The 12,496-nt window shown below is 69.4% G+C and carries 13 protein-coding genes; 5 read left to right on the forward strand and 8 right to left on the reverse strand.

Annotation, left to right across the window (positions count from 1 at the left end):
• The first annotated feature begins 63 nt into the window (after nt 1-63).
• From ASH02_RS23675 to ASH02_RS23685, 3 genes are read left to right on the forward strand one after another with little or no spacing between them, the layout of a single operon-like run.
• Nucleotides 64-507: a PaaI family thioesterase gene (locus ASH02_RS23675; RefSeq protein WP_057295552.1), complete on the forward strand. Its 444-nt coding sequence runs from the start codon at nt 64-66 to the stop codon at nt 505-507.
• A 1-nt stretch (nt 508) separates the two neighbouring features.
• Nucleotides 509-1,009 carry a PaaI family thioesterase gene (locus ASH02_RS23680; RefSeq protein WP_057295553.1) on the forward strand — a complete coding sequence of 167 codons (501 nt, stop codon included), beginning with the start codon at nt 509-511 and terminating at the stop codon, nt 1,007-1,009.
• A gap of 10 nt (nt 1,010-1,019) precedes the next feature.
• Nucleotides 1,020-2,156 (forward strand): DUF429 domain-containing protein, encoded by a 1,137-nt coding sequence (locus ASH02_RS23685; protein WP_057295554.1) that lies wholly within the window; start codon nt 1,020-1,022, stop codon nt 2,154-2,156.
• A gap of 9 nt (nt 2,157-2,165) precedes the next feature.
• Here ASH02_RS23685 and ASH02_RS23690 read toward each other — a convergent pair whose 3' ends face one another.
• The 6 genes from ASH02_RS23690 to ASH02_RS23715 all read right to left on the reverse strand — a co-directional run bounded on the left by ASH02_RS23690 (nt 2,166) and on the right by ASH02_RS23715 (nt 8,035).
• Nucleotides 2,166-2,867 carry a septum formation family protein gene (locus ASH02_RS23690; RefSeq protein ID WP_162262620.1) on the reverse strand — a complete coding sequence of 234 codons (702 nt, stop codon included), beginning with the start codon at nt 2,865-2,867 and terminating at the stop codon, nt 2,166-2,168.
• 95 nt (nt 2,868-2,962) lie between these two features.
• On the reverse strand, nt 2,963-3,985 hold the full coding sequence (locus ASH02_RS23695) for a PucR family transcriptional regulator (protein WP_156409853.1): 1,023 nt from the start codon (nt 3,983-3,985) through the stop codon (nt 2,963-2,965).
• A gap of 87 nt (nt 3,986-4,072) precedes the next feature.
• The gene (locus ASH02_RS23700) at nt 4,073-5,680 is read right to left on the reverse strand and encodes a flavin-containing monooxygenase (protein ID WP_057295557.1); all 1,608 of its coding nucleotides are present in this window, start codon (nt 5,678-5,680) and stop codon (nt 4,073-4,075) included.
• A complete protein-coding gene (locus ASH02_RS23705; RefSeq protein WP_057295558.1) occupies nt 5,677-6,618 on the reverse strand; it encodes an alpha/beta hydrolase in 942 nt (313 codons plus the stop codon). Before ASH02_RS23705 ends, ASH02_RS23700 begins: the two co-directional genes overlap by 4 nt.
• 84 nt (nt 6,619-6,702) lie before the next feature.
• Entirely contained in the window at nt 6,703-7,320 is a 618-nt protein-coding gene (locus ASH02_RS23710) for a TetR/AcrR family transcriptional regulator (RefSeq protein ID WP_057295559.1), read from the reverse strand.
• 25 nt (nt 7,321-7,345) lie between these two features.
• Nucleotides 7,346-8,035: a hypothetical protein gene (locus ASH02_RS23715; protein ID WP_057295560.1), complete on the reverse strand. Its 690-nt coding sequence runs from the start codon at nt 8,033-8,035 to the stop codon at nt 7,346-7,348.
• A gap of 162 nt (nt 8,036-8,197) precedes the next feature.
• Between ASH02_RS23715 and ASH02_RS23720 the strand changes: the two genes are divergently transcribed.
• Nucleotides 8,198-9,109, forward strand: a complete 912-nt coding sequence (locus tag ASH02_RS23720; RefSeq protein WP_235539110.1) for an excalibur calcium-binding domain-containing protein — start codon at nt 8,198-8,200, stop codon at nt 9,107-9,109.
• A 12-nt stretch (nt 9,110-9,121) separates the two neighbouring features.
• On the opposite strand, the gene ASH02_RS23725 is transcribed toward ASH02_RS23720, so the two are convergent.
• Nucleotides 9,122-10,381, reverse strand: coding sequence for an HNH endonuclease (locus ASH02_RS23725; protein WP_057295562.1), 1,260 nt, complete (start codon nt 10,379-10,381; stop codon nt 9,122-9,124).
• Between the two features lie 417 nt (nt 10,382-10,798).
• Here ASH02_RS23725 and ASH02_RS23730 point away from each other — a divergent pair, with 417 nt between their 5' ends.
• On the forward strand, nt 10,799-11,479 hold the full coding sequence (locus tag ASH02_RS23730; protein ID WP_057295563.1) for a hypothetical protein: 681 nt from the start codon (nt 10,799-10,801) through the stop codon (nt 11,477-11,479).
• 48 nt (nt 11,480-11,527) lie between these two features.
• Here ASH02_RS23730 and egtD read toward each other — a convergent pair whose 3' ends face one another.
• Complete coding sequence (gene egtD, locus ASH02_RS23735) at nt 11,528-12,487, reverse strand: L-histidine N(alpha)-methyltransferase (RefSeq protein WP_057295564.1); 960 nt, start codon at nt 12,485-12,487, stop codon at nt 11,528-11,530.
• Between the last annotated feature and the right edge of the window lie 9 nt (nt 12,488-12,496).

Below are 12,496 nucleotides of genomic sequence, written 5' to 3' on the forward strand. Positions count from 1 at the left end.
TGTCGGCGCGGCCAGTGTAGTCTAACTTCGAGAAACACAGTCAGCCTACGAACGGAGTCGCCCATGACCACCCACACGCAGGGCCCCGACGTCTCGCTGCCGGCCGCCAGCGCGTTCGTCGCGGCGTCCGGTTTCGTCGTCGACGAGGTCACGCCCACGCACGTGCGGGGTCACGTCGACCTCGACGAGTCGCACCACACGCCCTGGGGAGTCGTCCACGGGGGCGTCTACGCGACGATCGTCGAGAGTGCCGGCAGCATCGGCGCCAGCCATGCCGTGGGTGAGCGCGGACAGTTCGCGGTCGGCGTGCACAACGGCACCGACTTCCTCCGCTCGACCACCGGCGGCCGCGCCACCGTCGTCGCCGACGCCCTCCACCAGGGCCGCAGCCAGCAGCTGTGGGACGTCGTCATCACCGACGACTCGACCGGCAAGGTGCTGGCGCGCGGACAGCTGAGACTGCAGAACCTGCCGCTGCCGTCGTACGACGAGAAGGGCGGCAACTGACATGTCCGAGCGTTCGACTGTCGTCACCTGGAGCGACAACTCAGAGGCCCTTGCTGCCCTGCCGAAGCTCGACGGGCTCGACTTCCTCAAGCGGATGATGGCCGGCGAGCTGCCGCCGGCACCGATCGCCGGGCACATGCGCATGGAGCTGGTCGAGGCCGAGCCCGGGACGGTGACGTTCCGCTGCCACCCCGACGAGTCGCACTACAACCCGATCGGCATGGTGCACGGCGGGCTGGTCTGCACGCTGCTCGACTCGGCGCTCGGTTGCGCGGCCCAGACCACCCTGCCCGCGGGCACGGGCTACACGTCCATCGAGCTCAAGGTGAGCTACCTGCGCCCGGTGACCTCCGACAGTGGACCGCTCACCTGCACCGGCCGTGTCACCAAGCCCGGTCGCCGGGTCACGTTCGCAGAGGGAGAGGTCGTCGACAAGGACGGCCGCACCGTCGCCACCGCCTCCGGCACCTTGCTGGTGTTTCCCCTGAGTGGCCCGGACTAGAGTCGAACGTATGGAGGTCGGGCAACATTTCGTGGGCATCGACCTGGCGTGGAAGCCGGCCAACCGCACGGGCATCGCGGTAGTCGACGAGTCCGGTCGGCTGCGTACGTCGGGAGTCGTGCGGAGCGATGACGAGATCGCCGACTGGCTGGCCATGCATGCGGCGAAGCCTGTCGTCGTGGCGGTGGACGCGCCGCTGGTCGTGCCCAACGCGACCGGTCAGCGCGTCGGGGAGAACCTCGTGGCCAGGGCGTTCGCGAGCTACCACGCGTCGCCGTACCCCTCGAACCGGGCGAACCCGATGTTCGATCCGCCGCGCGCCGAGTCCCTGGCGCACCGGTTCGGCTGGTCGGTGGATCCCGACGAGCGGGGCAGCGCGGAGAGCCCGGTGTGCATCGAGGTGTATCCGCACCCGGCGATGGTGAGCCTGTTCGGCCTGAGCAAGGTGCTGCCCTACAAGTCGGGTCGGGGTCGTACGTCGGACGCGCGGCGCGAGACCTTCGGCGAGCTGATGGATCACCTCGAGGCGGTCCATGAGCTGCAGCTGTCGAGCGTGCGCCGGTGGCAGGAGATCCGCACGGCCGTGGACCAGGCGACCCGGCACGTGCACCTGGAAGTGATCGAGGACGAGATCGACGCGATCCTGTGCGCTCACCTCGCGTGGCTGTGGCACCACCGGCCGGGTGAGCTCAGGGTCTACGGGAGTCTCGCCGAGGGCTACATCGTGGCGCCGCCACCACCCGAGAGAGACGGCTCGCCGGCCACTCACGACCACCGGCTCGTCGCCACCTTCGGGCGCACCGTCATCGGCCGCCCCGCGGGGTACGGCGGCGAGGAACGCGAGCGCGCGTGGAAGCAGGCCGTCCGCACCGCGTTCAGGGGTTGCGCGCTGCCGAAGGACTGTCGGGTGGCGATCGAGCTCGCGTTCATGCTCGCGCCACACCAGACCGGACTCAACGAACCCGATCTCGACAACCTCGTCACACCCACGATCGACGCACTCGACGAGGTGCTCGGGCGCCTGCCGGGCACCGGCTCGCGCATCGCCGCGGACGACGTACGGGTGGACCGGATCATGGCCTCCAAGCAGCCCGCCACCGGTGAGCCCGGCGCACACATCGTCGTCCGCGAGCTGCCGCCCAGATAGCCGCCGCTGCTACCGCCTCAGGCAGGTCAGCACGAACGAGTTCGGACCGAGCCCGCGGCCGAGCCACATGTAGGAGCCCGTGCCGACGTACCTCGGGCAGAAGCTGGAGGAGATCCGGCTGGCGCGCGTGTAGCTGTACGCCGAGTAGACGAGCTTGCTCTTGGCCACGTGGAACATGTGCGGCTGCGCGCAGTTCACGCGCTGCGCGTAGTGCGTGCCACACATGCGGAGGCGCTGCGGAAGGGTGGTGGTCACCTTCGTGAGGCGCCCGGTGGTCGACGTCGCGAGGGTGGTCACGCCGCCCTGGACACCGAGGGTGCAGATCACCCAGTGCGAGCCCGCGGCGCGCTGGGCGGCGGTCGGGATGAAGATCCAGTTGTCGTACGCCGACTCGGCGTACCTGATCGTGTTGTTGCCGAGGACCAGCTTGATCGCCGGCCGGCACTTCGAGCTGACGAAGTTGCGGAACCGGGCGTTGGAGCCGTCCAGCGGGATGTCCGATGGCACCGCGGCGCGGGCGACGACCTTCAGGGTGTGCTTGGTGGCGCACGAGACCGGGCCCCTCGGCAGTGACGCCGAGCTGTTCGCGGCCGACAGCTGCACGTTGAAGCACTGGTTCACCCGCGGCGCACCGGCCAGCGGGTCGGCGGCTGCCGTGGCCGGGAGCGCGGCGAGCACCATCAGGGTGACGGTGACGGCAACGTTGCGCACGGATCGAAGCATGGGCTTCCCTTCACTGAAGACTGCGAGCAATCTAGAGGTCGGATGCCGACTTCGTCCGCGAATCGCCGAATTGGAAGCCGTCTTCAGTGCGCGAGGTAGTCGTTCTGCCCGAGCCGGTGCAGCACGAGGGCGAGAGTCACCCGGGTCAACCCCGGGGCAGTCGTGATCGAGTAGCCCAGCTCGGCCTCGGCGCGGGCGACCCGCGTCGCGACGGAGTTGTGGTGGATGTGCAGCTGTCGAGCCGCTTCGCGCAACGAGCCGACGCACAGCAGCACCTCCACCGTGCGCAGGACGTCCTGGCCGGACGAGGTCTTGCCCAGCCGCTCCAGCGCCTGGACGTCGGCCACGCCTGCGACGTCCTCGGGGCGGAGCTTGGCGGCGAGGAGCTCGTAGGGCCCGAGGTCCGCCTGGAACATCAGGTTGCGACTCGCGGGTCCGTCCGACGCGTAGCGCAGCGCGTTGATCGCGCCCTGCCAGGCTTCCTGCACCTCGGTCGCCCGGAACGGACGGCTCACGCCCACGTGGGTTCCCGGAGGCGCCGCCGCGTCGCGCTCCGGCGGAGCCGCGGTCGCGATCGCCGTGATGCCGTCCAGCTGGGCGATCCGACGCCAGGCATGGGTCGGCAGGTGCGCGACGACGTGCGCCGCGGCCGCGCGGTCGCCGTGCACCGCCAGCATCGTGACCGGGGTCGAGGGGGTGATCCCGAGGAGCTGGATCGCACGGGAGCGGTCGGCGCTCGAGGCCACTCGCCCGAGGATCAGCTCGAGGAGCGCGGGGTCGTCCATGCGCAGGGTGGACGACCCCGGGTTGCCCAGCGCCGCGATGCAGGCCAGGCCGAACCTCTCGAGCAGCACGTCGTCGAGGGGGAAGGCCTCCTGCGGGCTGCGCGAGATCCACACCGTGTGCCCGGTGACGAGCAGGCGGGTCGAGGCGTGCTCGGGGCAGCGTTCGCCGGGCTCGGCGATTCCGACCGAGCCCTCGGCGAACCGGCCGGCCTGGGAGAGCACGGTCTGGATGTCAGAGCGTTGCTCGATCAGGGCGTCGAAGAAGCCCACCACACGCATGGCGTTCTCGGCCCTGGCGTCCAGGGACGAAAACCTCAGCAACAACCCTTGCATACGGGCACCGCGCTCTCTCACGAGTCCAGGGTGCCCAGTAGACACCGTGTCTACTGAGTTCGCAAGGGGTGTCCATCAGGGACTGAGGACGAATCCCTCGTAGTCGGCTTCGACCTGCTCCCGGCAACGGCGTGAGTAGTTGTCGTACCCGCCGACGTACACCATGAAGGACTTCGGCTTCCCCTCGATGTTGGCGCCCTTGTACCAGGAGTCGGTGCCGCCGAACAGCGTGTACGACGCGGCGGTCTGCACCTCGGCGTCCCACTTGTTCTCCCACTCCGCGGTGGTGTCGATCCGCTGGACGCGTCGCGTGTCCAGGTCGTGGATGACGTCGAGCACGTACTGCACCTGCCACTCGGCCCCGGCGATCATCTGCGCCAGGACGCCGGGGCTGCCGGGCCCGTGGATCATGAAGAGGTTCGGGAATCCGGCGACGAACATGCCGAGGTAGTTGGTCGCCCCGTCCTTCCACTTGTCGCGCAGGTCCAGGCCGTCGACGCCGGTGACGTTGAGCCGGGTCAGCGAGCCACTCACCGCGTCGAAACCCGTCGCCAGGACGAGGATGTCGAGCTCGTACTCGCCGTCGGCGGTGCGGACGCCACGCGGGGTGATCTCCTCGATCGGCGACTCGCGTACGTCGACGAGCGTCACGTTCTCGCGGTTGTACGTCGCGTGGTAGCCGCTGTCGAGACACACCCGCTTGGTGCCGATCGCGTAGCGAGGGCAGAGCTTCTCGGCGACCACGGGGTCGGTGACGATCGAGCGGATCTTGTTGCGCATGAACTCCGCCAGGAGCTCGTTCGCCTCCGCGTTCACCATGGTGTCGTTGAAGGCCACGAGCAGGTTGAACCCCGATCGGGACGCGTACAGGTCCTCCATGATCGCCTCGCGGACAGCGGGCTCCATGTCGAGGATGGCGCCGTACTTCGGAGGAAACATGCTGAGGCCCTGGTCGGTGCGCATCGCCTCGCGCCGTTCCGCGTAGGTGTCCTTCCATTCGCGCTCGTAGTCCGGATCCAGCGGCTGGTTGTTGTTGGGCATCGTGAACGCCGGGGTCCGCTGGAAGACGTGGAGGTGGCTGGCCGTCTTGGCGATCTCGGGGATGGCCTGGACCCCGGAGGAGCCGGTGCCGATCACGCCGACCCGCAGGCCGTCGAACGACACGCCCTCCTTCGGCCACTGCGACGTGTGGTGCCAGTCGCCCTCGAACGAGTCCAGTCCCGGGAAGCCAGGGACGTTGGTGGCGTCGAGGCTGCCGGTCGCGGAGATGACGTAGTGCGCCGTCACCTCGTCACCGCGCTCCGTGGTCAGGTGCCAGATGTTTGCCCCTTCGTCGAACCGCATCGAGTTGACCCGGGCGTCGAAGACGATGTCCTCCCGCAGACCGAAGCGGTCGGCCACGTGGTTGGCGTACCTCTCGATGTCGGGCTGGGCGGAGAAGTTCTCCGGCCAGCTCCACTCCTGCTGGAGCTCCTCGTCGAAGCTGTAGGAGTACTGCATGCTCTCGATGTCGACGCGGGCACCCGGGTAGCGGTTCCAGTACCAGGTGCCGCCGACGCCACCGCCGGCCTCGAAGCAGATCGTCTCGGTGCCCTCGCTGCGCAGCCGGTGCAGGGCGTACATCCCGCCGAAGCCGGCGCCGATCACGACCACCTTGTAGTGCCCGGTGACGAGTTCATTCACGACTGGAGGCCCTTCTTCAGTGCGGTCAGTGCCTCGGCACGCATCCGCTGGGAGACGGCGGCGGCCGGAATCGCGCCACCCGAGCCGTGGAAGGTCCCCGGGAACAGGTGGAGCTCGGTGGGCACGCCGGCTCCCAGGAGCCGTCGTGCGTAGTCGATGCCCTCGTCGCGCAGTGGGTCGTACTCCGAGACCACGACGTACGCCGGCGGCAGGCCGGTGAGGTCGTGCGCCCGGGCGGGGGCGGCGTACGCCGGAACGTCACCGCTGGCGTCGGGGCCGAGGTAGTGCCGCCAGCTGTCGCGAGCGCTCTTCACGGTCCAGATCGGGGCGTCCGGGTAGGCGAGCATCGACGGCGTGCTGCAGCGGTCGTCGAGGACCGGGATGTCGAGCATCTGGAAGCAGATCTCAGGACCGTTGCGGTCCCGTGCCATCAGGGTCATCGCGGCCGCGAAGCACGCACCGGCGCTGACCCCGGCCACGGCGATCCGCGCGGGGTCGATGCCCAGGGACTCGCTGTTCTTCTCCACCCAGAGCAGGACGGCGTAGCAGTCCTCCACCGGACCGGGGAACGGAGTCTCGGGGGCCAGCCGGTAGTTGACCGAAATCACGACCGCGCCCGCCTCCGCTGCCATCTGCGCAGGAAGGGCAAGGTCGCCGTCGGCGCTGCCGGTGACGAAGCCGCCGCCGTGCGCGTAGACCACCACCGGCCGGTCCGTCTCCTGGTCGTTGGGGGAGAAGATCAACACCGGCACGTCGGGCTCCCCGTCGGGGCCGGGAGCCTCTCCGCTCGTGATGGTGATCCCCTCGGGAGCCTCGAACGGCGGGATGCTGGCACTCATCTGCACGAGCATCGCCCGCGCGGCGACCGGGTCCGAGACGTCCAGGGTGGGGAGCATCGAGACCCAGGGCTGCAGCTCGATGTCGAAGTTGTAGGTCATGCGTCCCAGCCTCGCGGCGCAACGTGACCCGGGTCACCCTCCACGTGGCGTCGATCCGACGCGCCACCTAGCCAACTGGCTCGCTCAGGTCAGCAGGGCGACCCAGGCATCGAGAAGGGCCTCGTGCACGGTCGCTCGCCCGTGCGCCCACCCCTCGGCCGCATAGTGGTCGAATAGGTCGTGGAGCAGCCCCCACGCCGCCCGGGCTCGCACCTGCTGTTCGCACTCGCTCAGGCGTGACCGGGACCCGAGCCCTTGGACGATGCTGCGCACGGCATCGCCTCGAAGCGTCGCGAGATCTGCGGGAAGGTTCGCCTCGATCTGATCGGCCTGCTGGATGGCCGAGAACGCCGGGGCGAAGGTCTCCCAGTGGTCCAGCGCCACGTCCAACCAGTCCGACATCCCGGTCCGGCCGCGGGCCACGGCGCCCGGAAGCAACTCCCACAGCTCGCTGGTGTCCTGCAGGATGGGCTCCCTGATCGCGTCGACCAGATCCAGCTTCGAGGCGAAGTGCAGGTAGAACGTCGCCCGGGAGACGCCAGCCTTCGTGACGATGTCATCGATGGTCGTGGTGGCGTACCCCTTGGCGAGGAAGACCGCGACGGCCGCGTCGATGAGCCGTGCCCGGGTGAGCGCCTTCTGCTCCTCCCGCTGGCTCGGGACGGATGTCTGCGTTGCTTCAAGCCGTCTGCTGCGCCCCATTCCGCGCATGCTACGCGGGCCGGCATCAACGAGGGAGCAGCACGCCTCGGTCGCGCAGGATGTCGGCGTCGGCTCCGGTCTGGTCGCTGAACACGATGGCCTCCTCGATGCTCGAGAATCCACGCGACAGCAGCTCGCGCTGGGCGACGATGCGTCCGGCGGCCTCGTCGGTGATGCCGAGGAACGAGGTCAGGGTTCCCCGGGGAGCGTTGTTCAGGTCGATCAGTCCGCCGTCGTGGTAGGTCCGCTTGTAGTCGGGGCGACCGATGATCAGCTCCCGGGCCAGCGACGGATCGGAGGCGACCAGCCGGCGCGCCTCGTCGCGGCGGTTGCGCGCCGCCAGGGCGTTGCCCACCGCCGGATCCACGAAGCCCTGGTGTGGGTGGTAGGGGGCGGGGTAGACGGCTTGTCGCGGTGCCCGCAGCTGCAGGCAGGCCATCACGATCATCACGATCGCCAGGATGGCCATCACGGTCGAGAGGACTCCGCCGAAGGTGCCCTGCGGGTCACCGTTGGCGTCGGTCGGGGTCACCGCGCTCAGGCCCAGGAGCACGAGTGCGCCCGCGCCGTACGCCACGGCATTGCGGCGCAGCCCGGGCTCGTTCAGTCGTGACGATGCATGCACGAAGGGGATCCAGGCTCCGATCCCAGCGGTCGCGACGGTGACGGTGTAGTACCACCTGCCTTGCGCGATCAGGCTGCTGTGAAGGCTCATCGGCTCCCCCTTCCACGTTCTTCGCCGAGTGAGCCGAATGCTCGCAGAATCCGGCCCCTGCCGCCGGGTTTTGGGTCGATTCGCCACCGGCGCGGACGTACGGCGGGCATCCTTGGGCGTGGGGTTGAACCGAGGGGGAGTCACGTGCGGTGTGTAGGGGGAGTGCTCGTCGCTGCCCTGGTGCTGTCGGCGTGTGCACCCAGCGGCGCCGAAGGTCCTGACACCAGCACGCTGGCCACCCCGGCCGAGCCCGCGATGAGCGAATCGTCGTCGTCAGACACGGTCACGGCCACCGACGCTGAACGGACCTCGGCCAACGACACGGCCGTCGCTGCTCTGCCCCTGCTCGCAGTGAAGGGGCGGGCGCCGATGACCGGCTACGACCGCGCGCGGTACGGACAGGCGTGGCTCGATGCCGATCGAAACGGCTGCGACACCCGCAACGACGTGCTCGCCGAGCAGCTCGCGGCCGTCGTCCGGGAGTCCAACGGGTGCGTGGTCGCCACGGGCGAGTACGACGACCCGTACACCGGCAGCACCATCGACTACCGACATGGCGACGGCACCCTGATCGACATCGACCACGTGGTCGCCCTCGGCAACTCGTGGGCCACCGGCGCCTTCCGGTGGGACATCAAGAAGCGCGCGGCCTTCGCCAACGACCCGCTCAACCTGCTGCCGGCCGACGCGAGTGCCAACCGGCAGAAGGGTGACGGCGACGCCGCGACCTGGCTGCCGCCGAACAAGCCGTTCCGGTGTGAGTACGTCGCCCGGCAGGTCGCGGTGAAGACGAAGTACCGGTTGTGGGTGACCGCGCCCGAGAAGGCCGCGGTGGTCAGGATCCTCGCGACCTGCCCTGACCAAGCGCTGCCGGAGGACCGTTGGGCGGCATCCACCCGCGTCGACCACGACATCACCGACCCCGGCGTGTTGCCAGCGGTGAAGAGCTTCACGAGCACCTACTTCAAGAACTGTGACGCGGCTCGGGCTGCTGGTGTGGCACCGGTGCGCAGGGGAGACTCCGGCTACGGCTCGCACCTCGACCGCGACGGAGACGGAGTCGGGTGCGAGTAGCCCACTCCACGTTCAGGCGGCCCGCGGTGGTGGCATGGGGGCTCCGGGCTCTCGACTGACGTGTCGATGGCCGGTGGGAGTGGTGACGGTGACCTCGTGTGGTCGGTCGGGTGGCCCCGGTTGATGCTCCCAACCGGGCTGCTCCTTGGTGTAGTTGCACCACTCGCACAGCCCTTGACCGTTGTCGACGCTCGTCTCGCCACCTCGGGAGACCGGGACGGGATGGTCGATGTGGCGCACGGGCGCATTGCAGTAGGGATTGCGGCAGATGTCGTCGCGCAGCTTGATGAAGTCGCGCAGGTCGGGCGGGAAGAGCCGTTGGGCGGACTCGAGCGACATCAACGACCCGTCGGGCATCGCGAACACGCGCCGCAGGGTTGAGCGCTGCTCATCGGACGCGGCCACCATCTGGCGCGCGACGGAGGCCGGGACGGGGCCGTGACCGGGCAGGTGCCCGGGGGTGCTGTCGCCACCGAGCAGCGTCTCGGCCGAGACCAGGAGCTGGACCGCGACCGGTGGCTGCTTGGTGTCGGAGTCCAAGCCGGCCAGTCGGGCGGCAGCGAGATCGGCGGTGATCTGCGAGCACGTGCGCTCGTCGCCTGCCGCGCGAACGGACGCGGCGGCCTTGTCGAGGGAGCCCATGATGGCCGGGAGCATCGTGTCCGCGACAATCGCGGTGACGCGGGCGGTGCCGTCGCCCAGGTCGCGACCGACGATGCGGCGATTGCCCCAGGCCTTGGCGCGGCGCTTCAGGGCTGCGCTCTCGTCGAGCTTCAGCACGATGCGGCGGATGTCCATGGTCAGCGCCTTGTCGCCCTTGCCCTCGAGATCGAGCGTGATCTCGGCGTCGGCCTTCAACCGGTCTTCGCGGGTCAGGTGGGCGGTCTCTTCGGCGATGATCATCGCGCGTCGCTCGTTGAGGTCGCCGCAGGCCAGGGCCAGGTGGGTGCAGGGCAGGTCGTGGGCGAGTGCGAGCCCCAGCTTGGTCAGGCGCTGGCCGACATGGGGCGACTCGCGGCGGGCCGCGGCGACCTCGTTGGGCACCGACGCCGAGGGTCGGCCCGTCTTGGTCGTGCGCGCCTTGGCGAGCTCGGCGGTGAGAGTGGCCTGCAGGGCTGCGGCCGCCGACTTCGTGCGCTCGAGTGCGTCGATCTGGTCGATCAGCTCGACGTCGGTTGCAGGGGGCTTGGTGCGGGCGATCCGTTCGACGAGGTCGCGCAGCCCATCGGTGTCGGGCCGAGCGTCATCGGCGTGGGACGGCGTGCTGGTCATGGCCTCGGCTCCTCTCGACCGGCAGACCCCAGGGGAGGGTCGACAGTTCAACGGATGCCTTCGAGTCCCCGCCGCGATCGGCGTACTCCAGAAGGGAGAAGCGCTGCCAGCTCGAGGAAGCGAGCGGAGCCCGGCACACAGGTCCCGGAGAGTCCGGGGACTCCTCGGTGAGGAGTCGGGCCCGACCGGTCAGTGTCGGTGTATTCGATCGAGCTTGAGATCAGTGTACGCCTGCTCGAAAAGAGGCACAAGCCCCAATTCACAGGTCTTCTGCAGAACATTCTGGCCGGAGGCACCGACAGTCGTCCGTGGGCCGGCGTCTGATTTCGCCGAAGCCCGTACGGCGACTCGGCGCAAGCCTCACACTTGCCGCAGACCTGGGTGCGTGCCGGTCTGCGAATGGCGGGGGGAGTGGCGATGGGTGAGCAGCGCAGGTCGACCGTGCTGTCCCTGGCGATGTTGGTCGCCAGCCTGGCTGTGCTGGCCTTGGGCGGGTTCGTCCAGCTCGACGACGTGTCCGGGTTCGGCTCCGAGCGGTGGATCATGCCGCTGGGCGCAGTGGCCGCGGTCCTCGCCGTCGTCGCACTCTGGGTGGCCTGCAGGCACACCGCGTCACGTCGTACGTTCGGTGCGGCCCTGGCCGTCATCGATGCGGCCCTCGTCGTACTCACCTTCACCCTCGAAGGGTTCCGATTCATCTGGCACGGCACCGAGGGCGAGCTGTTCCTGTTCGAGGTGGCACTCGGTCTCGTCGCCCTGTGGGTGCTCACCCCGACCTTCGAGGTCCGGCGCCCTGATCCGATGCGCGACGGCCGATCGCCCGCCCCGCAGGTGACGACGCAGGTGTCGCCATGGGTGCGCGTGTCGGCCTATGCGACGGGACTCCTGCTCGCGATCTGTCTGGCATTCATGATGGGGGCCGCGCACTTCGAGGCGACCCAGTGCAGCGACCCCGGCTTCGACGGGGAGTGCGATCTCGCCGGGCTGGAGGGCCTGGCCTGGTCGGCCCTCACCTTGATCGTGGTGTCGTCAGGCATCGTCGTGGCCGAAGTCCTGCGGGCACGAAGGCGTCGGCTCGCTCGGCATCCGGACTCGTGATTCGAGGCCAACTGATCGATGAGGCCCTGCCCGAGCCCAGCAGCGACCTCAACGACGAGCAAGCACCAAGGCGAAGTCGCCGGCAGGATCGCTCCACCAGCGCTCGGGGTGCAGCCCGGCGGCGGTGAGCTCGGGCTCGAGCAGCGACCGGCGGAACTTCGCCGAGATCTCGGTGCGGATCTCTTCCCCGGCGTCGAAGGTCACCTTCAGGTCGAGGGCTGCGAGCTGCGCGACGATCGGACGGCGCGCCCGCAGGCGCATCTCGATCCACTCGTTCTGCGGGTCCCACAGCGCGACGTGCTCGAAGTCGTCCGGGTCGAGGTCGCCATCGAGCTCGCGGTTGAGCACGGCGATCACGTTGCGGTTGAACTCCGCGGTGACGCCCGCCGAGTCGTCGTACGCCGCCACCAGCCGGTCGGCGTCCTTGACCAGGTCGACCCCGAGCAGGAACGCCTCGCCCGGGCGCATCGCCGCGGCGAGTGACGAGAGGAAGGTCTGGCGCTGACCGGGCGGGTAGTTGCCGAGGGTCCCGCCGAGCAGGGCGACCAGACGGCGTCCGGGGGCGGGCAGCTGGTCGAGGTGGTGGTCGAAGTCGGCGACCGCGCCGTGCAGCACCAGGTCGGGGTAGTCGCGGCGCAGCCCGTCCATGGCGTCGCGCAGTGCGCCGGCACTGACATCCACCGGCACGTACGCCGACAACCGTCCGCCACGCGCCATCGCATCGAGCAGCATCCGGGTCTTCTCGCTCGACCCCGAGCCCAGCTCGAGGAGCGCCTCCGCATCAGCCACCGAGGCGATCTCTTCGGCGTGCTCGACCAGGATCGAGTGTTCGGTGCGGGTCGGGTAGTACTCAGGGAGCCGGGTGATCTCCTCGAAGAGCCGGCTGCCGCGGTCGTCGTAGAAGTACTTCGGCGGTAGCCACTTCGGTGTCGCGGTCAGGCCGGTGCGGGCGTCGGCCTCGAGCGCGGCGCGCAGGTCGGCCGGGGTGAGCAGCTCGTCGAGGGTCACGGTGCCTCC

Origin of the sequence: Nocardioides sp. Soil796 (genome assembly GCF_001429525.1) — a bacterium.
Taxonomy (GTDB): domain Bacteria; phylum Actinomycetota; class Actinomycetes; order Propionibacteriales; family Nocardioidaceae; genus Nocardioides.

Bases quoted from the DNA above. Each gene is read 5' to 3' on its own strand.
- ASH02_RS23675 (WP_057295552.1), top strand. From the start codon at position 64: ATGACCACCCACACGCAGGGCCCCGACGTCTCGCTGCCGGCCGCCAGC.
- ASH02_RS23680 (WP_057295553.1), top strand. From the start codon at position 509: ATGTCCGAGCGTTCGACTGTCGTCACCTGGAGCGACAACTCAGAGGCC.
- ASH02_RS23685 (WP_057295554.1), top strand. From the start codon at position 1,020: ATGGAGGTCGGGCAACATTTCGTGGGCATCGACCTGGCGTGGAAGCCG.
- ASH02_RS23705 (WP_057295558.1), bottom strand. From the start codon at position 6,618: ATGACCTACAACTTCGACATCGAGCTGCAGCCCTGGGTCTCGATGCTC.
- ASH02_RS23710 (WP_057295559.1), bottom strand. From the start codon at position 7,320: ATGGGGCGCAGCAGACGGCTTGAAGCAACGCAGACATCCGTCCCGAGC.
- ASH02_RS23715 (WP_057295560.1), bottom strand. From the start codon at position 8,035: ATGAGCCTTCACAGCAGCCTGATCGCGCAAGGCAGGTGGTACTACACC.
- ASH02_RS23725 (WP_057295562.1), bottom strand. From the start codon at position 10,381: ATGACCAGCACGCCGTCCCACGCCGATGACGCTCGGCCCGACACCGAT.
- ASH02_RS23730 (WP_057295563.1), top strand. From the start codon at position 10,799: ATGGGTGAGCAGCGCAGGTCGACCGTGCTGTCCCTGGCGATGTTGGTC.